The 24,480-nt window shown below is 45.4% G+C and carries 22 protein-coding genes; 18 read left to right on the plus strand and 4 right to left on the minus strand.

Annotation, left to right across the window (positions count from 1 at the left end):
* The first annotated feature begins 161 nt into the window (after positions 1–161).
* Positions 162–2,165, plus strand: a complete 2,004-nt coding sequence (locus L1D15_RS08355; protein WP_239875286.1) for an NADPH-dependent 2,4-dienoyl-CoA reductase — start codon at positions 162–164, stop codon at positions 2,163–2,165.
* A 66-nt stretch (positions 2,166–2,231) separates the two neighbouring features.
* On the opposite strand, the gene purU is transcribed toward L1D15_RS08355, so the two are convergent.
* Entirely contained in the window at positions 2,232–3,065 is an 834-nt protein-coding gene (gene purU, locus L1D15_RS08360) for a formyltetrahydrofolate deformylase (protein ID WP_239836806.1), read from the minus strand.
* Positions 3,066–3,260: 195 nt separating this feature from the next.
* On the opposite strand from purU, the gene L1D15_RS08365 reads away from it, so the two are divergent.
* The 8 genes from L1D15_RS08365 (at position 3,261) to rnd (ending at position 10,989) form a co-directional block, all read left to right on the plus strand.
* The gene (locus L1D15_RS08365) at positions 3,261–3,461 is read left to right on the plus strand and encodes a hypothetical protein (RefSeq protein WP_239836805.1); all 201 of its coding nucleotides are present in this window, start codon (positions 3,261–3,263) and stop codon (positions 3,459–3,461) included.
* A gap of 121 nt (positions 3,462–3,582) precedes the next feature.
* Positions 3,583–5,508, plus strand: a complete 1,926-nt coding sequence (locus L1D15_RS08370; protein ID WP_239875287.1) for an ATP-dependent DNA helicase — start codon at positions 3,583–3,585, stop codon at positions 5,506–5,508.
* 12 nt (positions 5,509–5,520) lie between these two features.
* The gene (gene tsaB / locus L1D15_RS08375) at positions 5,521–6,222 is read left to right on the plus strand and encodes a tRNA (adenosine(37)-N6)-threonylcarbamoyltransferase complex dimerization subunit type 1 TsaB (RefSeq protein ID WP_239875288.1); all 702 of its coding nucleotides are present in this window, start codon (positions 5,521–5,523) and stop codon (positions 6,220–6,222) included.
* 20 nt (positions 6,223–6,242) lie between these two features.
* A complete protein-coding gene (locus L1D15_RS08380; RefSeq protein WP_239867803.1) occupies positions 6,243–6,545 on the plus strand; it encodes a chromosome partitioning protein ParA in 303 nt (100 codons plus the stop codon).
* 17 nt (positions 6,546–6,562) lie between these two features.
* Positions 6,563–7,120, plus strand: coding sequence for a Slp family lipoprotein (locus L1D15_RS08385; RefSeq protein WP_239875289.1), 558 nt, complete (start codon positions 6,563–6,565; stop codon positions 7,118–7,120).
* The gene (locus tag L1D15_RS08390) at positions 7,117–7,974 is read left to right on the plus strand and encodes an alpha/beta hydrolase (protein ID WP_239875290.1); all 858 of its coding nucleotides are present in this window, start codon (positions 7,117–7,119) and stop codon (positions 7,972–7,974) included. Before L1D15_RS08385 ends, L1D15_RS08390 begins: the two co-directional genes overlap by 4 nt.
* A 111-nt stretch (positions 7,975–8,085) precedes the next feature.
* Positions 8,086–9,774 (plus strand): long-chain-fatty-acid--CoA ligase FadD, encoded by a 1,689-nt coding sequence (gene fadD, locus L1D15_RS08395; protein ID WP_239875291.1) that lies wholly within the window; start codon positions 8,086–8,088, stop codon positions 9,772–9,774.
* 99 nt (positions 9,775–9,873) lie between these two features.
* Positions 9,874–10,989: a ribonuclease D gene (rnd, locus tag L1D15_RS08400; RefSeq protein WP_239875292.1), complete on the plus strand. Its 1,116-nt coding sequence runs from the start codon at positions 9,874–9,876 to the stop codon at positions 10,987–10,989.
* Between the two features lie 45 nt (positions 10,990–11,034).
* On the opposite strand, the gene L1D15_RS08405 is transcribed toward rnd, so the two are convergent.
* On the minus strand, positions 11,035–12,594 hold the full coding sequence (locus L1D15_RS08405; RefSeq protein WP_239867817.1) for a SulP family inorganic anion transporter: 1,560 nt from the start codon (positions 12,592–12,594) through the stop codon (positions 11,035–11,037).
* A gap of 299 nt (positions 12,595–12,893) precedes the next feature.
* A complete protein-coding gene (rne, locus tag L1D15_RS08410; RefSeq protein WP_239875293.1) occupies positions 12,894–15,818 on the minus strand; it encodes a ribonuclease E in 2,925 nt (974 codons plus the stop codon).
* A 566-nt stretch (positions 15,819–16,384) separates the two neighbouring features.
* On the opposite strand from rne, the gene rluC reads away from it, so the two are divergent.
* The gene (gene rluC / locus L1D15_RS08415; RefSeq protein ID WP_239875294.1) at positions 16,385–17,329 is read left to right on the plus strand and encodes a 23S rRNA pseudouridine(955/2504/2580) synthase RluC; all 945 of its coding nucleotides are present in this window, start codon (positions 16,385–16,387) and stop codon (positions 17,327–17,329) included.
* 78 nt (positions 17,330–17,407) lie between these two features.
* On the opposite strand, the gene L1D15_RS08420 is transcribed toward rluC, so the two are convergent.
* Positions 17,408–17,989 carry a nucleoside triphosphate pyrophosphatase gene (locus L1D15_RS08420; protein ID WP_239875295.1) on the minus strand — a complete coding sequence of 194 codons (582 nt, stop codon included), beginning with the start codon at positions 17,987–17,989 and terminating at the stop codon, positions 17,408–17,410.
* Positions 17,990–18,137: 148 nt separating this feature from the next.
* On the opposite strand from L1D15_RS08420, the gene yceD reads away from it, so the two are divergent.
* The 8 genes from yceD (at position 18,138) to fabF (ending at position 24,412) form a co-directional block, all read left to right on the plus strand.
* Positions 18,138–18,662, plus strand: a complete 525-nt coding sequence (gene yceD / locus L1D15_RS08425; protein ID WP_239836793.1) for a 23S rRNA accumulation protein YceD — start codon at positions 18,138–18,140, stop codon at positions 18,660–18,662.
* Between the two features lie 31 nt (positions 18,663–18,693).
* Positions 18,694–18,864, plus strand: a complete 171-nt coding sequence (gene rpmF, locus L1D15_RS08430; RefSeq protein ID WP_006959289.1) for a 50S ribosomal protein L32 — start codon at positions 18,694–18,696, stop codon at positions 18,862–18,864.
* Between the two features lie 9 nt (positions 18,865–18,873).
* Complete coding sequence (plsX, locus tag L1D15_RS08435; RefSeq protein ID WP_239867832.1) at positions 18,874–19,899, plus strand: phosphate acyltransferase PlsX; 1,026 nt, start codon at positions 18,874–18,876, stop codon at positions 19,897–19,899.
* A 5-nt stretch (positions 19,900–19,904) separates the two neighbouring features.
* Complete coding sequence (locus tag L1D15_RS08440; RefSeq protein ID WP_239836791.1) at positions 19,905–20,855, plus strand: beta-ketoacyl-ACP synthase III; 951 nt, start codon at positions 19,905–19,907, stop codon at positions 20,853–20,855.
* 74 nt (positions 20,856–20,929) lie between these two features.
* The gene (gene fabD, locus L1D15_RS08445) at positions 20,930–21,853 is read left to right on the plus strand and encodes an ACP S-malonyltransferase (RefSeq protein ID WP_239875296.1); all 924 of its coding nucleotides are present in this window, start codon (positions 20,930–20,932) and stop codon (positions 21,851–21,853) included.
* Between the two features lie 21 nt (positions 21,854–21,874).
* Positions 21,875–22,609 carry a 3-oxoacyl-ACP reductase FabG gene (gene fabG, locus L1D15_RS08450; RefSeq protein ID WP_239836912.1) on the plus strand — a complete coding sequence of 245 codons (735 nt, stop codon included), beginning with the start codon at positions 21,875–21,877 and terminating at the stop codon, positions 22,607–22,609.
* Between the two features lie 234 nt (positions 22,610–22,843).
* Positions 22,844–23,077, plus strand: a complete 234-nt coding sequence (acpP, locus tag L1D15_RS08455; protein WP_004406112.1) for an acyl carrier protein — start codon at positions 22,844–22,846, stop codon at positions 23,075–23,077.
* A 90-nt stretch (positions 23,078–23,167) separates the two neighbouring features.
* The gene (gene fabF, locus L1D15_RS08460) at positions 23,168–24,412 is read left to right on the plus strand and encodes a beta-ketoacyl-ACP synthase II (protein ID WP_239867839.1); all 1,245 of its coding nucleotides are present in this window, start codon (positions 23,168–23,170) and stop codon (positions 24,410–24,412) included.
* The last annotated feature ends 68 nt before the right edge of the window (positions 24,413–24,480 follow it).

Consider the following 24,480-nt stretch of genomic DNA (forward strand, 5'->3'; position numbering starts at 1 on the left):
AAGACCTGATAAGTACAGAAAGTTATATCCTACTTAAACTAGTATACCCAAACAACTGCAAGATTGATCGGTGTTACAAAATTGTAAACGCCTGTTTGATTTTTATTACAACTCCTCATATTCTGGTCAGACCAGAACAAAATAACAAAGTGATGTCTGCCATGTACCCAAACTTGTTAAAGCCGTTGGATCTAGGATTTACTCAGATTAGAAACCGAGTCTTAATGGGCTCAATGCATACTGGTCTGGAAGAGCATAAAGAAGGTCTCGGAAAGTTGGCTGCTTTTTACGCTGAGCGCGCGAAAGGTGGTGTAGGTTTGATTGTTACCGGTGGCTTTTCGCCTAATCTACGTGGTCGTTTACACCCATTTAGCGCTGAGTTCAGTAAACCTAAACATGCCAAAGCGCATAAAGTAGTAACGGAAGCCGTTCACGAACATGGTGGAAAAATTGCTCTACAGTTGCTCCATGCAGGGCGTTATGCCATGCATCCATTTTCTCAAAGTTCATCTGCCATCAAAGCTCCTATTGCTCGTTTCTCGCCAAGTGAGATGAGTACCCGTCAGATCCATAAAACTATTGATGCCTTTGCTAACAGTGCCAAGCTGGCTCAGTCTGCGGGTTATGATGGGGTCGAAGTGATGGGCTCGGAAGGTTATCTGATAAATCAGTTCATCTGTAAACGTACTAACATGCGTTACGATGAGTGGGGTGGTTGCTATGAGAATCGCATGCGTATGCCTCTAGAAATTGTGCGCGCGATTCGCAAAGAAGTCGGGGAGGAATTTATCATCATCTTCCGTCTTTCTATGCTGGATTTGGTTGAAGAAGGTAGCACCTTTGATGAAGTCATAATGCTGGCAAAGGAGCTAGAAAAAGCCGGGGTCACTATTATCAACACGGGCATCGGCTGGCATGAGGCAAGAATCCCAACGATTGCCACTCAAGTGCCACGCGGTGCCTTCACATGGGTGACTGAAAAAGTGCGGCCACACGTCAATGTACCGATTGTCACCTGTAACCGTATCAATACGCCAGAAGAGGCGGAGCGCATTCTATCAGGTGGTCACGCTGATATGGTATCAATGGCGAGACCTTTCCTTGCTGACCCACATTTTGTTATCAAGGCTGAAAATAAACAGTCACATTTAATTAATACCTGTATCGGCTGTAACCAAGCCTGTTTGGATAACGTCTTCAAAGGCAAGCGTGCTAGTTGCTTGGTCAACCCATTAGCGTGTCGTGAAGATGAACTGAAAATCATACCGACTGACAAGCCTAAGAATATTGCTGTAGTTGGAGCTGGGCCTGCTGGGCTTTCATGCGCTACAACGTTGGCCAAGCGTGGCCATCATGTCGATCTGTTTGAGCGTAATGACCGCATTGGCGGGCAGTTCCGCTTAGCAATGCAAATACCCGGTAAAGAAGAATTTCGCGAGACTATTCGTTACTTTGCCAATCAGATTGATGAAACTGGTGTGAAGCTGCATCTTGAAACGGATGCAAACTTTGACCTGTTAGCTGAGTACGATGAAGTGGTCATGGCATCTGGTGTCGAACCCCGTAAAGTCAAGATTGAGGGTGTTGACAACCAAGAGAAAGTAATTGATTACCAGACATTAATTAAAGAGAAAACTTACGTTGGTGAGAAGGTCGCTATTGTCGGTGCGGGTGGTATTGGTGTGGATGTGGCTACCATGCTGACTGAGCCTGTGGGTCATAGTTTAGATGACTGGCTGCATGAGTGGGGGATCGATAAAGAGATTGCTCATCCCGGAGGGCTGTATCCGTACCCAGAGTCTTTAAGTGAAAAAGAGGTTTGGGTTCTCCAGCGCCGTAAAGGAAAAGTGGGTAAAGGGCCAGGTAAAACAACGGGTTGGATTCACAAGCGTACGTTAGAAAAACGAGGCGTTAACTTGGTTGGCGGTGTCAGCTATGACAAGATAGATGAGAAAGGCCTACACATCAGTCACGATGGGAAATCCGAGTTACTTGAAGTAGATAAAGTCATTATCTGTGCGGGTCAGGAGTCGGTGAGACCCTTTGAAGACCAGTGGCAGCAGTTTGGCGACAAGCTTCATATCATAGGCGGTGCCGATCATGCGGGTGAGCTAGATGCTGTTCGTGCTATTCGACAAGGTGTAGAGCTTGCTGCGAAGCTTTAAGCAAGCTCTAATAAACGCTGAGATTAAAAAAGACCTCCAGTGGGAGGTCTTTTAGCATTTGGAAGTTTAAAGAATCACCGTCTTGTTACCATAGACAAATACGTGGTCATTTATCACCTTATTGAGCGCTTTGCTCAATACATTCTTCTCAACATCTCGTCCTGCTTGTGCCATATCTTTCGCACTGAAGTTATGATCGACCGGAATCACGTCTTGCTTGATGATTGGCCCCTCATCTAGATCGTTCGTGACGAAGTGTGCTGTAGCACCAATGATCTTAACGCCGCGTTCATAAGCTTGTTGATAAGGTTTAGCGCCAATGAAAGCCGGTAAGAAACTATGGTGGATGTTAATAATCTTGTGGTGGTATTTTTCGACGAATGAAGGGGTTAGTACACGCATGTATTTTGCTAGTACGAGATAGTCAGCATCATATTGGTCGATCACTGCCAGCATCTTCTGTTCATGTTCTTCACGGTTTAGGCCTTCGTGAGATACATGATGATAGGGAATATCAAACTTTTCCGTCAGGCTTTGTAGTGTATCGTAGTTACCCACTACTGCAGCAATATCAACATCCAAACTACCATCATAGTTTTTCATCAGAATATCACCAATACAGTGTGCTTCTTTGGTCACGAGAATGACAATACGTTTGCGATTTGGGCCAATCAGCTTTCTTTTGGCTCCTTGTGGGAGGGCTTGATCAAGGTCGGCTAGAAAGGTTTGGTCATTGAAGTAACCTTCCAGCTCAGTACGCATGAAGAAGTGACCGCTGGTGTTATCGACGAATTCATTATTGTGGATGATGTTGAGCTGGTGCTTGTAACAGATATTGGTGATTTTAGAAATCAGTCCAGGCGCATCCGTACAATGAGTAAGCAGTGTTTTCTTTTCCATTGGGTTAAAACTTCCGTGATTTATTTTTTTCGTATTCTGAATTTTTTGCAGGGCTTTGAACGGTGAAGCACTCCACAATATGACAGCTACAATTAAACTAATATCAAGATGGTTTCAACAATTAATCTAAGTTAACCGATTAGCTTGGCGAATTTGTTTGGAAAGTATCCGATTTGAGCCCAACAGGTGGTAATTATGGATAAAGATCTACTAGCACGTAAGTTGTATTCTGAAAGAGTCAGTGCGTTACTGGGTGACCATGACATGAATGAAGAGCTTCTCAACGAAATGTGGGAAAACAAAGCGTCACCTAGTGAAGCGGCTCGAGCTATGATGGATGGTCAGAATGAGTTTTCTGGTCCAGCATGGCTATCACGATATCTCAACCGACGTTAACACTCTTCATTCATCAATACGATGGCTTATCGGCGCGGAGCAGATTTGCATTCGCGCCAAGTCTGTAAACCTGCCATAATCTCCCGTTCATCACTTGTTTCACTCACATAGTTAGTCCTTGATGATCTCAAAAACTTTTTCCGCGGATGGTGCACTAGGCAAAGCGATCCCGGGGTTTCAACCTAGACAAGCTCAGTTAGATATGGCTGAGTCTGTGGTTAAAGCGATTAAACATGACCAGCAAGTCGTCATCGAAGCAGGTACTGGTACGGGAAAAACCTTTGCTTATTTAGTTCCTGCTCTTTTGAGTGGTAAAAAGACCATCATCAGTACGGGCTCGAAAAACTTGCAAGAGCAGTTGTTTCACCGCGATCTACCTTTGATGACCGACGCATTGGGGTTTTATGGCCAGGTGGCGCTGCTAAAAGGCCGAGCAAACTACTTGTGCTTAGATCGCCTTAGCCGTCAAATGGTAGAAAGCCATGGCCATCATGCCGATCCAACATTGCTTAGCCAGCTGGTTAAAGTGCGCTCATGGGCGAGCGAGACCAAAAGTGGGGATTTAGGCGACTGTGACGAAATCGCTGAAGACAGCCCAGTGATCCCAACCATTACTTCAACCAACGACAATTGTTTAGGTAAAGAGTGCCCAAGTTATCAAGATTGCTTTGTTCTTAAGGCTCGCAAAAAAGCCATGGATGCAGATATTGTGGTCGTCAACCATCACCTGTTTTTAGCCGATCTAGCGATCAAAGAAACGGGGTTTGGGGAGCTGATACCTGAAGCCGAAGTATTTATCTTTGATGAGGCTCACCAGCTACCTGATATTGCTAGCCAGTACTTTGGCCAATCTCTGTCCAGTCGCCAAATACAGGAACTGTCCAAAGATATTGAAATTGGCTATCGCACCGAAGCGAAAGACATGCGCCAATTGCAAAAGATCAGTGAGAAATTACAGCAAAGTGCGATGGATTTGCGAGTGGCGCTAGGTGAGCCCGGTTACCGTGGTAATTGGCGTGAAGCCATTCAGTCTCCCTCAATTTCAAGAGAGTTAGAGCGTTTACGCGAGTCCTTAGACTTTTGTCTTGAAGTACTTAAATTAGCGCTAGGCCGTAGCCAACTGTTGGATACAGCTTATGAGCGAGCAAGTACGATTCAAGCGAGGCTAGAACGCATTTGCGAAGTCTCCATAACGGGGTATTCCTATTGGTACGATACTTCCCCACGTCACTTCAGCTTGCATATTACACCGCTTTCGGTATCGGATAAGTTTCGGGAACAGATCGAACTTAAGCAAGGGGCATGGATATTTACTTCTGCGACCTTGGGGGTACAAGGGGATTTTGGTCACTTTACTTCTCGTCTAGGGTTAAAACCTCAGACGGAAATGTCATTGCCAAGTCCATTCGACTACCAAAGTCAGGCAAGGCTATGTGTTCCGCGTTACCTTCCGGAGCCGAATAGCCCGGGTATGGCGGATAAGCTCGTTCGCATGCTCAGTCCTTTGATTGAGCAGAATCAGGGGCGCTGTTTTTTCCTTTGTACCTCTCATAGCATGATGCGAGAGCTAGGTGAGAGATTCCGCGAATGCTTGAGTATTCCGGTGCTGATGCAAGGGGAAACCAGTAAACAAAAAACTCTGGCAGAGTTTATGGAGCTGGGTAATGCTTTGCTGGTGGCGACCGGAGCATTTTGGGAAGGGATTGATGTTAGAGGTGATACACTGAGCTGTGTTATTATCGACAAATTACCTTTCACTGCACCTGATGACCCGTTGCTTAAGGCGCGGATAGAAGATTGCCAGCTTAAAGGTGGTGACCCTTTTTCTCAGGTCCAGATTCCGGATGCCGTGATTACCCTTAAACAAGGAGTCGGGCGGTTAATCCGAGATAAGAAAGACAAAGGTGCGCTGATCATTTGTGACAATCGATTAGTTACACGTGATTATGGTGGCGTTTTCTTGGCCAGCCTCCCACCGATTCCTCGAACGCGGGATTTAGGTCTGGTACAGGATTTCCTTAAGCAAATTTCAGAAACAACCGAGTAATCAGAGAATTCAATGAGCGCAAAAATTCTTGCCTTAGACACATCAACAGAGAACTGTTCTGTTGCATTGCTAGTTAACGATCAGATCTATGTTCGCAGTGAAGTTGCACCGCGAGACCACACTAAGAAAATCCTCCCTATGGTAGATGAAGTGTTAAACGAAGCCGGGATCACTCTGGCAGAGCTCGATGCTCTTGCGTTTGGTCGTGGCCCAGGCAGCTTTACAGGTGTACGCATTGGCATCGGTATTGCACAAGGTTTAGCATTTGGTGCTGACCTGCCTATGATTGGGATTTCAACATTGCAAGCAATGGCTCAAGGTAGCTACCGTAAACACGGCGTAAGTCATGTAGCGTGTGCGATTGACGCGCGAATGAGCGAAGTCTATTGGGGTCGTTTTTCGCGTCAAGAAGATGGCACTTGGATTGCTGTTGATGCCGAATGTGTTATTCCACCAGCGGTTTTGGCTGAAAATAGTCAAAGTGACGAGCAACGCTGGCTGACTGCAGGAACCGGTTGGGAAGCGTATCAGGAAGTGCTAGCTGAGCTGAAATTTGAAGTCGCGGCGGGAGAAGTGCTTTTTCCTGATGCGGAAGATATCGTCGCACTAGCGAAATTTGAATTGGAACGGGGCAACACCGTGACGGTAGAGGATGCAAGTCCTGTGTATCTTCGTGATACCGTAGCATGGAAGAAATTGCCAGGCAGAGAATAAGGTGTAATTAGACGGATAGTATGGTTTCGATTAATGGATTGCCTCCTTCGGTTCCGGGACCGAATAAGGCCAATAAAACCGGAAAAAAAGATGAGGCGAGAAAGTCTCAGAATAAGCCGTCTGTTGGTCAGCCATCTAAAGTCGCCAACGCGGTGGCGCATTCTATTCGTCATGTCAATGAAGCAGACATCCATAAAGCTCAAGTGCAATACGACTTGCCCGAAGGTCAGGGGCGTAAAGCAATGGAAGAGTATATGAATGTCATGAACCAATCTAAGCGTGATGAACTATCACAGCTGTTGGGTGTCGATATCTATATATAACTTTTGGGTAAGTCCTTATGATGTCTCGCTTTTTCAAAATTATTCCTGTGGCAAGTATCCTGACTGTATTGACCGCGTGCAGCACTCTCCCTGAAAACCTTGCGTCTGATAATCCGGACTTGCAAACCAATTATTCTGGCTGGCAGTCTTCAGCATCACAAGAGCAAGAGCTTCGCTTGGGGGGCGTCATCGCTTCAGTTACTAACCTTAAAGATAAGACGAGAGTTGAAGTGGTGAATCTGCCTATCAGCTCTAATGGCAAGCCTGATATTAACCAAGAACCTCAAGGTCGATTCGTAGGCTATATCGACGGTTTTGCCGATCCTGTGACTCTTTCTCAAGGTCGATTGATTACTTTGCTCGGTGATAGCAGTGGCACTGAAGCTGCCAAAGTGGGTGAGTATAGCTACGATTTTCCTGTCATGAATATCAAGAGTTATCATCTGTGGCGAATTGAAGAGCGTGTAATTGTGCACGATGATTTTGGACCCTCAAGGTACCCTTGCCGAAGTTTGTATTGTCGTGACCTCACCCGAGGAACCAGACAGGGCAAAGTGATCCAAGAAGTCAAATGACCCGCAGAGATACCCGTTACTCAATTGCTGATGGGCATATTACCTCCATAGAATACGGAGATAGTCAGGCATCAGACTGCAGCATCGTCTTTATTCACGGTTGGTTGGATAACGCCGCCAGTTTTGAATCTGTAATGCAGGCGTTGCACCAGTCAGCGCCTTTCTTACATCTTTGTGCTATCGATTTGCCCGGTCATGGTCACTCTAGCCATAAGTCAGGTAGCAATTTTTACCCATTTCATGATTATATTGACGATGTTTACCAGTTTTTGGCTAAGTTATCGCCAAACAGGTTAGTGTTGGTTGGTCATTCACTTGGTGCTTTGATTGCAAGTTGCTATAGTGCCGCCTTTCCTGAACAAATCAGTGGATTAGTTCAGATAGAAGGGCGTGGGCCTCTGGCGGAAGAAGAAAGTAAAACCGTCTCTCGCTTAAGAGAAGGTGTTTTGAGCCGACAGAGAATACGCAATAAACCGACCAGAGCATTTGATTCCGATACCACCGCTATCGATGTCAGGGCCAAGATTAATCAAATCTCTCCTGAACTTATCAGCCCTGTTGTCAAAAGAGCACTGGCAAGGACTGATGATGGCTGGGTATGGCGTCATGATGAAAAATTACAAAGCCAGTCTTTGTATCGAATGTCTTTTGAGCACGCGCAATCCGTTTGCCAACAGATAGTTTGCCCCCAGCTCATTGTCCTGGGCGAACAAGGTTTTCCCCACTTGCAGAAACCAACAAATGATGCCTCGATGAATACCGATGTTGTCACGGTACCTGGTGGACATCACTGCCATCTACAAGTCCCTTCTAGAGTATCTAACCTAATTTTTGGCTTAGTTAACAAAATTTAAACAAGTGTTTGAGTCTTTCGTGCTCAAGCACTTGGCCTGTGTTGTAATGGTCGTCAATAAAAAACACGGCGTTTCGTCGACAACAGCCAGCTTATTTCGAGGAGTATTACCGTGGATAAACCTTGGTTATCACGTTATCCGAGCGATGTGCCAGAACACATCAACCCAGAACAATATCCGTCATTGGTGGAAATGTTTGAGCAGTCAGTACAAAAATTTGCTGATCAGCCTGCCTTTATGAATATGGGCTCGGTTATGACGTTCCGTAAACTAGAGGAACGTAGTCGTGCTTTCGCTGCTTATCTGCAAAATGAACTGAAATTGCAAAAAGGTGACCGTGTTGCTTTGATGATGCCAAACTTACTGCAATATCCAGTTGCACTGTTTGGCGTTCTGCGTGCAGGGCTTATTGCTGTTAACGTGAACCCTCTTTACACCCCACGTGAACTTGAACATCAGCTCAACGATTCCGGTGCCAAAGCGATCGTGATTGTCTCTAACTTTGCTAATACCTTAGAGCAAGTTGTCGAAAACACCCCTGTGAAACATGTAGTGCTGACTAGCCTTGGTCAGATGCTTCCACGTGCGAAAGGGACGATTGTCGATTTTGTTGTAAAGTACGTTAAAGGTATGGTGCCTAAGTATGATTTACCAGGTGCAATCTCTATGCGCAAGGCTCTTCATAAAGGTCGACGCTTGCAATACGTTAAGCCTTTTATGTCCGGGGATGATATTGCTTTTCTCCAGTACACCGGTGGGACAACAGGGGTCGCGAAAGGGGCAATTCTGACTCATAGCAATATGATTGCTAATATCATGCAAGCAAAAGGTATGTATGGGCCAGTTCTCAAAGAAGGTCGAGAAGTGGTTGTAACCGCTCTACCGCTTTATCATGTTTTTGCTCTTACGGTGAATTGCTTATTGTTCCTTGAGCTTGGCGGGCGCAATTTGTTGATCACCAACCCTAGAGATATTCCTGGTTTTGTCAAAGAGCTTCAAAAGTGTCCATTCACTGCGATCACAGGCGTAAACACTCTTTTCAATGCTTTGGTCAATAATGAAGATTTCCATGAACTCGACTTCAGTAATCTCAAATTGGCGGTAGGCGGCGGTATGGCCGTTCAGCGAGCTGTTGCTGAACAATGGAAGAAGACCACGGGTGTCCATCTGTTAGAAGGTTATGGACTGACCGAGTGTTCTCCATTAGTGACAGTTAACCCTTATGATCTGACGGAGTATACGGGCGCAATTGGTTTGCCAGTCCCTTCTACTGAAGTTCGTATTGTTGATGATGAAGGTAACCCAGTGCCAAATACGGAAGTAGGTGAGCTACAAGTTCGCGGGCCACAGGTGATGCAAGGTTACTGGCAAAGACCGGAAGCCAGCAAAGAGGTGATCAATGGTGAAGGCTGGCTGTCTACTGGTGACATTGTTAAATTTGACGATGAAGGTCTTATCCATATTGTTGATCGCAAAAAGGATATGATTCTAGTCTCGGGCTTTAATGTCTATCCGAACGAGATTGAAGATGTGGTTGCACTGCACGGTAAAGTTCTGGAAGTTGCCGCGATTGGTCAGCCACATGAAGTATCAGGAGAACTGGTTAAAATCTATGTGGTTAAGCGTGATCCAAGCCTGACAAAAGATGAGATCATTGCTCACTGCCGCCAGCATCTAACGGGTTATAAAGTACCTAAGCTGGTTGAATTCAAAGATGAGCTGCCGAAAACCAACGTGGGTAAAATATTGCGTCGTGTTCTTCGTGAAGAGAATGATGCAAACCTAGCGAAGGCCAGCTAAAGTTAAAAATAAGCAGAACCAAGTGTTTAGTGTTAAAATGCCGACTAATACCAGTCGGCATTTTTATTTGCAGGCCCCATTAGTCACAGTGAGAACTTTGTGAATTATCAGATCATTACCTGTCCAGAACAGCTAGAAAGTGTGTGTCAACAAGCTCGAGAAACGGATGTTGTTATGCTCGATACTGAGTTTGTTCGAACCCGCACCTATTATCCTCAGCTTGGCCTTATTCAGTTGTTTGATGGTGAAAAACTTTCTCTGATTGATCCAACGGTCATCGATGATATGACAGCCTTTGTGCACCTTCTTAAAGATACCTCAGTGCTTAAGGTCTTGCATGCATGTGGTGAAGACTTGGAAGTGTTTAATAACAGCTTTGGGTGCCTACCATTCCCAATGGTGGATACTCAACTGATGGCTGCATTTTTAGGGCATGGTTTGTCGACGGGTTTCGCTTCTTTGGTTGAATCTTATCTGGCGATTGAACTGGATAAAAGTGAGTCTCGGACAGACTGGTTAGCGAGGCCATTGACTGATAAACAGCTCGATTATGCGGCAGCGGATGTCTACTACTTGTTCCCATTGTACGAAAAGTTGCACGATGACATTGTTCAGGCTGGTTGGTGGGAAGCAGCTCAGCAGGAAAGTGAGTTACTGGCGACTAAACGTATCAAATCTGTTAATGCTGAATATGCTTACCTTGATATTAAAGGCGCATGGCAACTTAAACCTCGCGAGTTAGCAATATTGAAGCCTCTTGCCACTTGGCGTTATAAAGAGGCGGTTCGCCGCGACTTAGCATTGAACTTCGTTTTCAAAGAGAATGATTTACTTACTATTGCTAAGCTCGGTTTGCAAAACAAACAACGTATGGAACAAGAAGGTATGGATCTTCGCTCGGTGCAACGACACAGTGCGAGAATCATCTCTATTGTTAAGTCAGCACGTATGACGCCTGCGGAGGAGTATCCAGAAAAAATTGAACGCTTAATGGATATGCCGGGCTACAAGCAGAAATTTAAGACATTAAAAGATGAAGTGAAAAAAGTCTCGCAGTCTTCTGGTCTGGCAACGGAGTTCTTAGCCTCTAAGAAACAGCTTAATCAGCTGATCAGTTGGGTATGGAAAAAGGATCGAGATCCGGCACTCTTACCAGATGTAATGCAGGGTTGGCGGCTGGAGTTGATGGGTGAAAAGTTAAGCAAGCATTTATAGCGGATAATAAAAGGGCTTCCATGTGGAAGCCCTTGATGTATTTGCTTAACCCGCTAATACGTCGGTTGCGACTTTATAGCTTGGATCTTCTTTGACGTTAATCTCGACCAAGCTGCCTGCTTTGTCTAGTAGCTTACGACAGTCTGGGCTTAGGTGGCGTAGATGAAGTGTCTTACCTTGCGCAGCGTAACGCTCAGCAAGTGTTTCTATCGCTTCAATAGCCGAGTGGTCGGTGACGCGAGAATCGGCAAAATCAACGATCACGTCACTTGGGTCTTCGTGAGCATCGAAAATTTCAAGGAAGTTAGCAACGGAACCGAAGAAGACCGGGCCGTGGATTTTGTACTCTTTAGAGCCTTCCTCATTGATATTAGTGTCGGCATAAATATGCTTCGCATGTTGCCATGCAAACATAAGTGCGGATGCGATAACCCCAACAAATACCGCGATAGCAAGGTCAGTCAATACTGTAACCACTGTAACTAGTACAATAACGAAGAAGTCTTGTTTTGGTACACGACGAGCCAGTTTGAACGTTGCCCATTCAAAAGTACCAATCACAACCATAAACATGACGCCGACTAGGGCTGCAAGAGGGATCATCTCAATGAGAGAGGAGGCAAACAGGATGAATATTAATAGCGCAGATGCCGCCACGATGCCTGATAAGCGTCCGCGGCCACCGGAGTTAACGTTGATCATCGATTGGCCAATCATTGCGCAGCCACCCATAGCCCCAAACACAGAACACGTCATATTTGCCATACCCTGACCAATACATTCACGGTTTGATTGACCACGTGTGTTTGTCATTTCGTCGAGAACAGTCAGTGTTAGCAGAGATTCAATCAGACCAATCGCTGCAAGAATAATGGCGTAAGGCAGAATGATTTGTAGAGTTTCAAGCGTGAATGGCACCATAGGGATGGAGAAGGTTGGGAGCGAGCCCGCCAGCGTTGCAGCGTCATCACCTGACATCGTGCGTAGGAAGTCGACAACGGTACGGGTTTCCAGATCTAAGCCTACTACCAAAGCTGTCACTGTGACGATCGCTACCAAGGACGATGGTACGGCGGTCGTGAACTTTGGTAGGAAGTGGATAATAGCCATAGTTAGCGCCACTAAACCCAACATCAGCATCATTTGGTCTTGAGGTAGCCAAGTTAGCATGCCATTAATGTCCGGGGCTTTAAACTGACCAAGCTGAGCTAGGAAAATCACAATCGCCAGGCCATTCACAAAACCAATCATAACTGGATGCGGCACGATGCGAATGAATTTGCCGAGCTTAAACAAGCCCGCCGCTACTTGGAGGATACCTGCTAGCATGATCGCTGCGAACAGATACTGAACTCCATGGGATGCAACCAGTGATACCATAACAACAGCCATTGCGCCTGTTGCACCAGAGATCATACCGGGACGACCACCGAAGATAGAGGTAATAAGGCCAACAATGAATGCCGCGTAGAGACCAACCATAGGGTCAACGCCTGCAACGAATGCAAAAGCAACGGCTTCAGGCACTAACGCTAACGCAACGGTTAGGCCGGATAACACGTCGTTTTTTACAGAGTGTTTCGAAAATTGAGGGAATTCAAACATGATTGCTCAGTTATGCTAAATGTTTACGGTTATTCTGAATATCAGAGAACGACAGTTTAAAGTATAGGTTCTGGTTTAGTTTTCATGTGAGCAAAATGCGATGTAAAAGAGCACTGAAAACCAAACAATTGATTCAGATCGAGTCGGCGAATGCTACCTAAAAGTGTGATTAAGTTCAACAAAGAAGCCAATATTGGCTAATATTTGTGATAAATAGTGAGAGCAGTCATGAACTGCCCTAGGCATACATAAAAAAAACAGCCCCAAAATGGGGCTGTTTTACTCTTCATCAAATCTAATTAAAAGCTTTGAGGCTTTGCCATTGCAGCACTGGCTTTATTGCTAGCAACTTGGCTGCCTGCCCCTTTAGACAGATAACGCTCTTCACGGAAAGGTGCCGCAACCACATTGATTTCTTTCATCTCTGTAGTCCCAGGCGCTTTAGCCATTGGTGCAGAAGCGTGACCTTTAAAGGCTTTAGGCACGACAATATCTGAGCTTGGCTGAGTTTCAGGCGCGACAACCGTTTCTTTTACGGTGTTTTCTTCGACTACCGGTATAACGTCAGCTTTTGTCTCTTCAGTCGCTGCAGCTGCTATTGGATCAGCTTCAACCGCTGTGGTCGCTTCAACTGGCTCAGCTTGTTCCACTACTGGCTCAATCACAGGTTCTTGTTGGCGAACAATTACTTTGCCCATTGCCATTTCTGGACAAGCAAAACCTCCAAGGGCAGCTGTAGCTTCAGAGCTAGCGACTTGCTCAGTCTTTGCTTTCTGCTTAGCTTCTGGTTTGGTAATACCGTAACTTGGCATGACTTTACCCATTGCCATTTCTGGCGAAGCGACGCCACCTTTACGTAGACGGAAAGGATTAGGGCGACGATCACGACCACGACGACGGCGCTGTCCACTTGCCCGAAGATGACGTGGTGAACGACGGTTACGGCGCTGTTTTGGTTGTTCGCCTTCTTCCGCTGCTGCTGCTTCAACAGATTGCTCAACCGCTTCTGCTACCGCTTCGGTTTTAACCTGTTTCACTTCTTCAACAGCTTCAGCTTGGGCTTTCTGATCTTTTACGCGAACCTGCTTATTCAGTTTACGGCGCTGGCGGCGCTCTTTAACTTTTGCAGCCTTTTCTTCTGCGCGATTAGGTTTGTCGTCTTTCTGTGCTTCGGCAGCAAGTTTTAGGCCCTCTTCAGCAACTTTACTTGCTTTGGCATCATCACGCTGCTTGTTACGGCGGTCTTGCTTAGGCTTACGGTTTTGCTGCTTACGCTCATTAGAAACTGCTTTGTTCTCATTCGCAGATTCATCACGCTCACGCTGAGGCTTGTTACGTTTATTATCACGCTTGTCTTCACGATTCTCGTTACGGTTGTCACGAGAGTTGCGGCGACGTTGGTCATTACGATTACGGCGGTTGCGATTGTTACGCTGGCCTTCTTTCTTCGTATGCTTCGGTGTCTCTTCTGGCTGCTCTTTTTCAGCATCTGAACTGAACAGGAAGCTACCTAATGCTTTGAAGAATCGAGTTACTAAGCTAGGTTTCTCCTCGCTAGGCTCTGTTTTCTTCTCAGGTGTCTTCACTGGTTGTTTCGGCGCAGGTGCTGACTGAGAAGGTGCAGCGAAACCTTTAAGTGCTGGTTCTTCGAGTTTCTTTGGTTTAACTTCGGTTTCCGTGGTCTCGCGGCCTTCCGCTTCTTTCATTGACTCGAGTTTCTTAGGCAGCAAGTAAGACAGTAAATCAAACTCTTCACCTTCACGAACTCGGATCACTTCGAAATGCGGTGTTTCCATGTCTGAGTTAGGAACTACCGTGATCTTCACTTCCTGAATGCGTTCAATGTGGTTAACCGAGCGGCGTTTTTCATTCAGAAGGTATGATGCAATTGGAACAGGAACAACAGCCAAAACTTGAGCTGTGTTGTCTTTCAATGCTTCTTCTTCAATTAAACGAAGAACGGAAAGTGCAAGAGACTCGTTATCACGTACTACACCTGTACCACTACAGCGAGGACAGATATGGTGGCTAGCCTCTGCAAGAGATGGGCTCAGACGCTGGCGAGACATCTCTAGTAGCCCAAAGCGTGAGATACGACCAATTTGGACGCGAGCACGGTCAAGACGAACAGCATCACGCAGACGGTTTTCCACTTCACGTTGATGACGAACAGGCGTCATATCAATGAAGTCGATAACAACAAGACCACCTAAGTCACGAAGGCGAAGCTGGCGTGCAATCTCATCCGCTGCTTCAAGGTTGGTGTTCAGTGCAGTTTCTTCGATATCACCGCCTTTCGTTGCACGAGCGGAGTTAATATCGATTGACGTTAGTGCTTCTGTTGGATCAATCACAATTGAACCACCAGATGGCAAGCGCACTTCTCGTTGGAAAGCGGATTCAATCTGGCTTTCAATCTGATAATGGCTAAATAGAGGTACTTCACCGTCGTATTTTTTGACTCGATTCACGAAGTCAGGGCGAACAAGGCGAATGTGCTCTAATGCACGCTCATAGATGGTATTGCTATCTATCAGAATTTCACCAATATCACGACGAAGATAATCGCGAATGGCGCGTACGATAACATTACTTTCTTGGTGGATTAGAAGAGGGGCGGGGTTAGCATCAGAGGCTTGTTTGATCGCTCCCCAGTGGTTGAGTAGTACATTTAAGTCCCACTCAAGCTCTTCTGCGCTTTTACCAACACCTGCAGTGCGAACGATAAGGCCCATGCCTTGTGGCAGTTCTAAAGTGCTCAGTGCGGCTTTAAGTTGAGTGCGCTCATCCCCTTCGATTCGGCGAGAGATACCACCGGCACGAGGGTTATTTGGCATCAGAACAAGGTAACTACCAGCAAGAGAGATAAAAGTCGTGAGTGCAGCGCCTTTGCTGCCTCGTTCTTCTTTCTCAACCTGAACAATCACTTCCTGGCCTTCAGTCAGCACTTCTTTAATGCTAGGTCGGCCTTGATAGGTGTAACCTTCAGGGAAATATTCGCGGGCAATTTCTTTTAGAGGGAGGAAACCGTGTCTTTCAGCACCATAATCAACGAAGGCTGCTTCCAGACTTGGTTCGATGCGAGTGATACGTCCTTTGTAGATATTTGCTTTTTTGGATTCGTGGCCTGGGCTTTCGATATCTAAATCATATAAGCGCTGACCATCAACCAAAGCAACACGCAACTCTTCTTTTTGAGTTGCGTTGATTAACATTCTTTTCATTGATAAATCTCGTTGTCATTATATGTCTTCTTGCTGCCTGGTAATTTCTTTCACGGTGCCTGATCCCATGGCTTAATGTGTGCAGCCTCCCGGCTGGAGGGATGCTCTTTGGGCACGTCAGTCTTACAAACGTTTGGCTTGTAAGCCGCAATAGTGGCGGATGATACTCAACATGAAAGATTTTTGAGTAGGGCAGCAAGCTGTACTAATCCCGAAAATGTCTTACGCCATATGCTGCATTTTGGTAAATTAGCGGGCTACTCATTCTCTTGCTCAAAAGTGATCGGGCTTGTTTAAAATGCAACCTAATCATTCATTGCAGGTGTGAACTATAGCAGTACCCATTAAACTCAGCAATCTGCTTTATTATAAAACGCTAAAAAACCTAATTTTAAATTTTTTAAGTGCATGTATTTAAAAACTTTGTATAAGGTTTTTTGAAAATTGCAATTAGCTTGGTGGATTTTTATTCGTAGAACAACAGAAATTCATTCTAAGAGAGGGGATGATTAAGTTGTTGCCTAGAAAACGTGAACTTACGCAAGCTAGAATGATAGAATAGCCAAATGAGCGAAATTAGAACAAAAGTCCAGTTTGTCGATATCGACGAAGACATGGCTGGCCAGCGTATCGATAACTTCTTACGCAACCAACTGAAAAGCATTCCAAAAAGCATGGTTTACCGGATCTTGCGCAAAGGGGAAGTACGCGTAAACAAGAAGCGAATCAAAGCTGAATATAAATTGAAAGCGGGGGATTTAGTCAGAATTCCTCCTGTGACGATTGAAGAAAAGCAAGACGAAGTTGCACCAAGTGTCAAACTCAATAAGGTGGCTGAACTTGAACATATGATCATCCATGAAGATGAACATATGTTAATTCTAAACAAACCTTCGGGTACTGCTGTTCATGGTGGCAGTGGGCTAAAGTTTGGCGCGATTGAAGCATTACGTGCACTAAGACCACAAGCTCGTTTTCTTGAACTAGTGCATCGAATTGACCGTGATACTTCTGGTATTTTGCTCGTGGCGAAAAAGCGTTCAGCTTTGCGCCATCTTCAAGCTCAGTTTCGAGAGAAAACCGTGCAGAAATACTACTTTGCCTTGGTGATGGGTCAGTGGAAAAGCAGCTGTAAGGTTGTCAAAGCGCCACTACTCAAAAATGAGGTGAATAGTATTGTGCGTGTGAATCCGCAGGGAAAGCCTTCAGAGACACGCTTTAAGATCATAGAAAAGTTCGCAGATGCGACTTTGATTCAGGCGAGTCCTATCACGGGGCGTACCCACCAAATCCGTGTTCATACTCAGTATACAGGTCATCCAATTGCTTGGGATGACCGATATGGTGATCGTCGATTTGATGCATATACCGCGAAAGTAGGGCTTGATCGCCTTTTCCTTCATGCAGCTAATATCAAGTTCCAACATCCATCTAATGACGAATGGATGGAGATAAGTGCTCCAATGGAGCCAAAGCTTGAAAAGGCATTAGCTGGACTTCGTAATCTTTAAATGAAGTGATAGGTCTTAATAAGCGAGAGTTAAACAGTAACAGAGTTCTACTCTCGCGTGTTAATACACTCAATCTGATTAAAGTACAGAGACTCCTTGAGTTTCAAGCATATCTACCAGGTCAATCAAAGGAAGGCCAATTAAGGTGTTCGGGTCTTTACCTTCTAGTCGCTCAAATAAGGCGATGCCTAATCCTTCACTCTTAAAGCTACCTGCGCAATAGAATGGTTGTTCTTTATCGACATAATTGCAGATTTGTTGGTGCGTCAACTTTCGGAATTGAACGGTAAATGTATCTACCCGTACTTCTGTCTTTTCTGTTTCAGTGTTATGGATCGCTAGCCCAGTAAAAAATTGAATGGCCTTGCCGCTTTGTTGAGTGAGCTGCTGAATGGCTTTCTCCCTATTCTTAGGCTTACCTATTATTTGCCCATTAATAATACAAACCTGATCACTGCCTATGATAAGACTCGGCTGCTCGGTCTGACAAGACTCAGCTTTACCTATTGCTAAGCGCTTGACTAGGTTTTCAGGTTGCTCATTAGAAAGTGGTGTCTCATCAAAACGAGGAGAGGCAGTGACAAAAGGGAGTGATAGCTTATCAAGCAGTTGTTTGCGATATGGAGAGGTTGAGGCTAAAACAAGTTGGTATTTTGACATTGTCTATTACAATCTTTCAGGGAGTTAGCCACAGCTTAATCGATATTACGCTAGTCGTCCTAGCTCTTCTGATACTAAGGAAAAAAACTCTAACTTTTTGTCCTTTTCCTTTGACTCAAAACGAATTGGAAGATAGAATTCGCGCCCTATGCAAAAGGTAAAAATACCGCGAACGGTTGATCCGGCACGCGCTGCTCAGAAGCGACTTGATTATGATGGTATCATTCAAGTTAGCCTTTTTAAGCGTTTGTTTGACTCAGTCGAAGGCGTTAAACGCGACGCTCAAGTGTCATTGTCATTTGAGTTAGATGAACAGCGGCTCGTTGTTATCTCTGGTAAAGCTAACATCGAAGTTGATTTAGAGTGTCAACGCTGTAATGAGGTTTTCGCACATGAGTGCGATGTCCAATTCACCTATACACCTTACAAAGGTGAAAAGACTGAAGAGGAAGCACCGGAAGAGTACGATTTGGTAGATCTGAACGAGTACGGTGAAATTGACCTAATACAGCTTGTTGAAGACGAGTTCATTCTAAACTTGCCTCAAATCGCAAAACATGATGAAGCGGATTGCAGCGTTAAATCAGACAATTTGGTATTTGGTGAAATTCCAGAAGAAATTGTGGAAGATAAGCCGAATCCATTCGATGTTTTAAAAAACTTAAAGAAGTAATTCTTTAAGAATTAACATAGGAGTAGGGTCAATGGCCGTACAAAAGAGCAAGAAATCACGTTCAAAGCGTGGCATGCGTCGTTCACACGATGCCCTATCTACAGCTGCACTATCTGTAGACGCAACTTCAGGTGAAACTCACCTGCGCCACAACGTAACTGCTGAAGGTTACTACCGTGGTAAAAAGGTTATCAACAAGTAAGGTTGACCTTTGCCTAATATAACCGTTGCACTTGATGCAATGGGCGGGGATTTCGGTCCTCGCGTCACAGTGCCTGCCGCCGTGCAGGCACTGTCGCATTTCCCAGAGCTGAAAGTGATCCTCACAGGTGATCGGACTGCGATCACAACTCAATTGTCATCTATTGGTTATCAACCTGATGCTCGTCTGAGTATTCAGCACAGTGACCGGGTGATCTCTAACTCAGAAAAACCTTCTCTTGCGCTGCGAAACAGCAATGGTACTTCAATGGCTACCGCTATTGATGCTGTGGCTCAAGGCGAAGCCGATGCCTGTGTCAGTGGTGGTAACACTGGTGCACTTATGGCTTTGTCACGTTTTCGACTGAAACTACTACCAGGAATTGAGCGTCCAGCACTAATCTCAGCCTTACCGACCGCTTCAGGTGGTCGAACTTGGATGTTAGATCTTGGTGCCAATGTATCGTGCGATGCGGATTCTCTGTTTCAGTTTGCGGTTATGGGTAGTGCTTTAACTGAACAGTATCTAGGCCGGCCTCCACGTGTTGCGATTCTTAATATCGGTGCCGAAGAAATTAAAGGTAACGATCTCGTAAAACGTTGTGCTGAAATGTTATCTCAGACGCAATCCGTGAATTTCGTCGGCTATATTGAAGGTAATCAGTTATTGCACGATTCTGCTGATGTGGTGGTTTGTGATGGTTTTGTCGGCAATGTGTGTCTCAAAGCATGTGAAGGTACCGCTCAACTGTTTATCGATAAGCTGAAAACGAGCATGATGGCTTCATCGATAAAAGGTTGGATTGCAAGAAAATTATTTTCTGGGCTATTTAATGAACTAAAAACATTGAACCCCGACCAGTATAACGGTGCAAGTTTGCTAGGATTGCGCGGCATTGTCATAAAAAGCCACGGAAGTGCTGATGTAGACGCGGTCATCAATGCCATTGGTGAAGCGTTACACGAGGTCAAACGACAAGTACCCAGCCGTATTAGTGATCGTTTGGAAGCGGTTTTACTCGAGAGGCATTATTAGTCTTCATGTATAGCAAAATTTTAGGTACTGGCAGCTACCTGCCATCTCAGGTGCGTTCAAACGCAGATTTAGAGAAAATGGTAGATACGAGTGATGAGTGGATTGTCGCTCGCACTGGTATTAAAGAGCGTCGCATCGCAGCCGAGGGTGAAACTGTTGCTGATATGGGGTATATCGCGGCAGAGAATGCTATTGAAATGGCGGGTATCGACAAAAACGATATCGACCTGATTATTGTCGCGACAACCAGTAGTAGTCATACTTTTCCATCTTCTGCGTGCCAAGTTCAGGCTAAATTGGATATCAAAGGTTGTCCGGCATTTGACATTGCTGCGGCATGTTCAGGTTTTGTCTACGCACTTTCTGTCGCTGACCAGCATGTCAAAACGGGTATGTGTAAGAATGTACTGGTTATCGGTTCAGACACTCTGTCGAAAACTTGTGATCCAACAGACCGTTCTACCATTATCTTGTTTGGTGATGGCGCTGGTGCAGTTGTTGTTGGTGCAAGTGAAGAGCCTGGGATTCTTTCAACGCATATCTACTCAGATGGCCGTTTCGGTGAGTTGCTAAGCCTTGAGGTTCCTGAGCGTGGTAAAGATGCTGATAAGTGGCTACATATGGCGGGCAACGAGGTCTTTAAAGTGGCGGTGACACAGCTGTCCAAACTCGTTAAGGACACGCTGGCTGCCAACGATATGCATAAGTCTGAACTAGATTGGTTAGTTCCTCATCAAGCCAATTACCGTATTATCTCCGCAACGGCTAAGAAACTGTCTATGTCATTAGATCAAGTAGTGATTACACTGGATAGGCATGGCAATACATCAGCGGCCACTGTCCCGACAGCACTGGATGAAGCTGTGCGTGATGGGCGAATTAAACGTGGTCAGATGCTTCTGTTGGAGGCGTTTGGTGGCGGTTTTACTTGGGGCTCAGCTCTGGTTAAGTTCTAACCTCAATTGAATTTAAACTTTAAGGTGCCTTTTTAGGCATCTTTTCTTTCTTACTTTGTTTTAAGGAAAAGAAAATGAGCAATTTTGCTATCGTATTTCCAGGTCAAGGTTCTCAAGCTGTGGGTATGCTTGCAGAGCTTGGCGAACAGTATGAAGTAGTAAAAAACACTTTCGCAGAAGCGTCTGAGGCTCTCGGTTACGATCTTTGGGCGCTGGTTCAAAATGGCCCTGCTGAAGATCTTAATCAGACATTCCGTACTCAACCTGCATTGCTAGCGTCTTCAGTTGCTATCTGGCGAGTATGGCAAGAGCTAGGTTTAGAGCAACCAGCAAACCTAGCAGGGCACAGCCTAGGTGAATACTCAGCGCTGGTTTGTGCTGGTGTCATTGATTTTAAACAAGCCATCAAATTAGTTGAGTTACGTGGTCAGCTCATGCAGGAAGCAGTGCCAGCAGGCACTGGTGCTATGTTCGCGATCATCGGTCTAGATGATGAATCTATTGCTAAAGCATGTGAAGAAGCGGCTCAAGGTGAAGTGGTGTCGCCAGTAAACTACAACTCTCCAGGTCAAGTTGTTATAGCGGGTAGTAAGGATGCAGTCGAGCGTGCTGGAGCACTGTGTAAAGAAGCGGGGGCTAAGCGTGCTCTACCGCTACCTGTTTCCGTACCTTCTCATTGTGCTTTGATGAAACCAGCAGCAGATAAGCTTGCTATCGCTCTTGAAAGCATCGAATTCAATGCACCTCAGCTGCCTGTGATCAATAACGTTGATGTTGTTGCTGAAACGGACCCTGCGAAAATTAAGAATGCACTTGTACGCCAGCTATACAGCCCAGTCCGTTGGACGGAAAGTGTACAGCTAATGAGCGAGCAAGGTGTTGAAAAACTTCTTGAATTAGGCCCAGGTAAAGTTCTTACCGGCCTGACAAAACGTATCGTAAAGACACTTAGTGGCGCTGCAGTTAACGATGCTGCATCTCTAGAAGCGGCTAAGTAAACTTTTAAGGAATAAATCATGATGAACCTAGAAGGCAAGATCGCACTGGTCACAGGCGCAAGTCGTGGTATTGGCCGTGCTATCGCTGAACTACTTGTTGAACGTGGTGCTAAGGTTATCGGTACTGCGACCTCTGAGAATGGTGCTGCTGCAATCAGTGAATACCTTGGTGAAAATGGGAAAGGTCTGGCGCTAAACGTGACAGATATCGAATCAATTGAAGCAACTCTGAAAAATATTAACGATGAGTTTGGCGCAATCGATATTCTGGTGAACAATGCAGGTATTACGCGTGATAATTTATTGATGCGTATGAAGGATGATGAATGGAATGACATCATCAATACTAACCTGACGCCTATCTACCGCATGTCTAAAGCTGTACTTCGTGGCATGATGAAGAAGCGTGCAGGTCGTATCATCAACGTTGGTTCTGTTGTTGGTACTATGGGTAATGCAGGTCAAACTAACTACGCAGCAGCAAAAGCAGGTGTGATTGGTTTCACTAAATCTATGGCACGTGAAGTGGCTTCTCGTGGTGTAACCGTTAACACCGTTGCACCAGGATTTATCGAAACTGACATGACTAAGGCGCTAAATGACGAGCAACGTGCAGCAACTTTGGCTAACGTCCCAGCTGGTCGTCTTGGTGACCCACGTGAAATTGCATCAGCAGTAGCGTTCTTAGCTTCTCCAGAAGCTGCGTACATTACTGGTGAAACTTTGCATGTTAATGGTGGCATGTACATGGTTTAATGCCTAATCTTGAACCAAATGGGCTATTTGCTGTCACAAAAGTAGCCTATAGTTTGTGATAACTGGCATTAAAATGCGCAACATTTGTGCATGATATAAGTCAAAAATGTATTGAATTTCGGTTAAAATCGCGAAAATTGTGGTTTGACCAGCAAGGACCCCCTTGCAACTTTCAATAGTTCGAATAAACTACGGAATCATCGCATTGAGCGAAATCTGTAAAGGAAAAGAAAAATGAGCAACATCGAAGAACGCGTAAAGAAAATCATTGTTGAACAGCTAGGTGTAGACGAAGCAGAAGTTAAAAATGAAGCTTCTTTCGTTGACGATCTAGGTGCTGATTCTCTAGACACTGTTGAACTAGTAATGGCTCTAGAAGAAGAATTTGACACTGAGATTCCAGACGAAGAAGCTGAGAAGATCACTACTGTTCAAGCTGCTATCGACTACGTGAACAGCGCTCAGTAATATCTCTCCCAGGCGGCCTTCTGGCCGCCTGTGTTCTTTTTATTCCTTCTATCCTCTCATAGAATCATTTCAATCCCGGAGAATAAAATCGTGTCCAAGCGTCGTGTTGTTGTCACTGGCATGGGTATGTTGTCACCGGTCGGCAACACTGTAGAATCATCCTGGAAAGCCTTGCTAGCTGGTCAAAGTGGTATTGTGAATATCGAGCACTTTGATACTGAAAATTTCTCAACTCGTTTTGCAGGCTTAGTAAAAGATTTCGACTGTACAGAGTACATGTCTAAAAAAGATGCTCGTAAGATGGACTTGTTTATCCAATACGGCATCGCTGCTGGTATCCAAGCTTTAGACGACTCTGGTTTACAAATTAATGAAGAAAACGCAGCGCGAGTAGGTGTTGCGATTGGTTCAGGCATCGGTGGTCTTGACCTTATTGAGTCTGGTCATACTGCACTAGTCGAAAAAGGCCCTCGCAAAGTTAGCCCATTCTTCGTCCCTTCAACCATTGTAAATATGGTTGCTGGTAACTTATCCATTATGCGTGGTTTGCGCGGTCCTAATATCGCGATTTCTACGGCGTGTACAACGGGTCTACATAATATCGGTCATGCTGCCCGTATGATTGCATACGGTGATGCTGACGCTATGGTTGCAGGTGGCGCAGAAAAAGCTTCGACTCCTCTGGGCATGGCTGGCTTTGGTGCAGCGAAAGCGCTGTCAACCCGTAATGACGAACCCCAAAAAGCTTCTCGCCCATGGGATAAAGACCGTGACGGTTTTGTACTGGGTGATGGCGCAGGTATCATTGTTCTGGAAGAGTACGAACATGCCAAAGCACGCGGTGCTAAGATCTACGCAGAGCTGGTTGGCTTTGGTATGTCTGGTGATGCTTACCACATGACCTCGCCGAGTGAAGATGGCTCTGGTGGTGCGCTGGCAATGGAAGCGGCAATGCGTGACGCTGGCATCACTGGTACACAAGTCGGCTATGTAAATGCTCACGGTACGTCTACTCCGGCTGGCGATGTTGCTGAAGTGAAAGGCATCCGTCGTGCACTGGGCGAAGAAGGTACTCAGCAAGTGAAAGTTTCTTCTACCAAGTCAATGACGGGTCACCTACTTGGCGCTGCGGGTTCTGTTGAAGCCATTGTGACGATTATGTCTTTGGTTGATCAAATGGTTCCACCAACCATTAACTTAGACAACCGTGAAGAAGGCCTTGAAGACATTGATTTAGTCCCTCATACGGCAAAACCAATCGATTCAGAGTACGCTATCTGTAACTCATTTGGCTTTGGTGGTACAAATGGCTCATTGGTTTTCAAAAAGATCTAAAGAGTCATTCTCTAATTTGTGATAAAACGGCTTAATGCTTTGGCATTAAGCCGTTTTCTTTTATTTGG

Origin of the sequence: Vibrio sp. Isolate25, assembly GCF_022398025.1 — a bacterium.
Classification (GTDB): Bacteria; Pseudomonadota; Gammaproteobacteria; order Enterobacterales; family Vibrionaceae; genus Vibrio; species Vibrio coralliilyticus_A.

Coding starts and splice junctions, on each gene's coding strand:
- fabG (WP_239836912.1), top strand. CDS start 21,875: ATGAACCTAGAAGGCAAGATCGCACTGGTCACAGGCGCAAGTCGTGGT.
- L1D15_RS08370 (WP_239875287.1), top strand. CDS start 3,583: ATGATCTCAAAAACTTTTTCCGCGGATGGTGCACTAGGCAAAGCGATC.
- L1D15_RS08365 (WP_239836805.1), top strand. CDS start 3,261: ATGGATAAAGATCTACTAGCACGTAAGTTGTATTCTGAAAGAGTCAGT.
- tsaB (WP_239875288.1), top strand. CDS start 5,521: ATGAGCGCAAAAATTCTTGCCTTAGACACATCAACAGAGAACTGTTCT.
- L1D15_RS08355 (WP_239875286.1), top strand. CDS start 162: ATGTACCCAAACTTGTTAAAGCCGTTGGATCTAGGATTTACTCAGATT.
- rluC (WP_239875294.1), top strand. CDS start 16,385: ATGAGCGAAATTAGAACAAAAGTCCAGTTTGTCGATATCGACGAAGAC.
- purU (WP_239836806.1), bottom strand. CDS start 3,065: ATGGAAAAGAAAACACTGCTTACTCATTGTACGGATGCGCCTGGACTG.
- L1D15_RS08440 (WP_239836791.1), top strand. CDS start 19,905: ATGTATAGCAAAATTTTAGGTACTGGCAGCTACCTGCCATCTCAGGTG.
- L1D15_RS08405 (WP_239867817.1), bottom strand. CDS start 12,594: ATGTTTGAATTCCCTCAATTTTCGAAACACTCTGTAAAAAACGACGTG.
- fabD (WP_239875296.1), top strand. CDS start 20,930: ATGAGCAATTTTGCTATCGTATTTCCAGGTCAAGGTTCTCAAGCTGTG.
- rpmF (WP_006959289.1), top strand. CDS start 18,694: ATGGCCGTACAAAAGAGCAAGAAATCACGTTCAAAGCGTGGCATGCGT.
- L1D15_RS08380 (WP_239867803.1), top strand. CDS start 6,243: ATGGTTTCGATTAATGGATTGCCTCCTTCGGTTCCGGGACCGAATAAG.
- rne (WP_239875293.1), bottom strand. CDS start 15,818: ATGAAAAGAATGTTAATCAACGCAACTCAAAAAGAAGAGTTGCGTGTT.
- L1D15_RS08390 (WP_239875290.1), top strand. CDS start 7,117: ATGACCCGCAGAGATACCCGTTACTCAATTGCTGATGGGCATATTACC.
- L1D15_RS08420 (WP_239875295.1), bottom strand. CDS start 17,989: ATGTCAAAATACCAACTTGTTTTAGCCTCAACCTCTCCATATCGCAAA.
- yceD (WP_239836793.1), top strand. CDS start 18,138: ATGCAAAAGGTAAAAATACCGCGAACGGTTGATCCGGCACGCGCTGCT.
- acpP (WP_004406112.1), top strand. CDS start 22,844: ATGAGCAACATCGAAGAACGCGTAAAGAAAATCATTGTTGAACAGCTA.
- L1D15_RS08385 (WP_239875289.1), top strand. CDS start 6,563: ATGATGTCTCGCTTTTTCAAAATTATTCCTGTGGCAAGTATCCTGACT.